The organism is Vibrio sp. 1562, from assembly GCF_033340155.1.
Lineage (GTDB): Bacteria > Pseudomonadota > Gammaproteobacteria > Enterobacterales > Vibrionaceae > Vibrio > Vibrio alginolyticus.
The window spans coordinates 1-575 of sequence record NZ_JAWOVY010000598.1; the positions used below are offsets into that span (position 1 = coordinate 1).

The following is a 575-nucleotide window of genomic DNA, read 5'->3' on the forward strand; positions in this document are numbered from 1 at the left end:
GTTGATGAAGTAATACGTCAAGAACATGCTCGTCATGATCGACAAACTAAAGCAAACGATCAAAACGTGGTTGCCGTAAGACACACGCTCGGCGGTTTCACTCTTCACCTGTTTGAACGTTTGATCCGCAGTAGAAACCAGTTCACCGATTTGTTGATGAATGGCATCCATGCTGAGCGCGATTTGCTCTTGTATTTTCTGAATATCGCCGTTCAACGTCACTAATGACATCAATTGTTTATCGAACGCGCCTTCTGGACTCAACACAACCACAAGTTCTTGCAATAACTGTTTGTAAGCGATTGAGGTTGGCTGATTCATTAAGGTTGTGCTGCTTTCTTGCAGATCCATCAAGCGAAAGTGAATCACCTTCATCCCATTGTCGACCTGCTCCGGCATTGATGCGCCAGCAACATCAATCGCCATGTCGTACACCGCCGATTCAATATCGATGACCCGTTGCAAAGTACTCAATTGCACCAGCAAGTTTTGAATTTCTTTCGAATCGTTTACCCGCTCAATTTGCCAATGCACTTCTTGTCGAACCGGTTTGAGCTCAGAGCGAATATCTTGGT

The 575-nt window shown here is 45.0% G+C and carries 1 pseudogene; it reads right to left on the reverse strand.

The annotated features are described in order from the left end of the window. Positions 1 to 575: pseudogene (locus R7Z49_RS26615) on the reverse strand (two-component sensor histidine kinase); the annotation flags it as partial.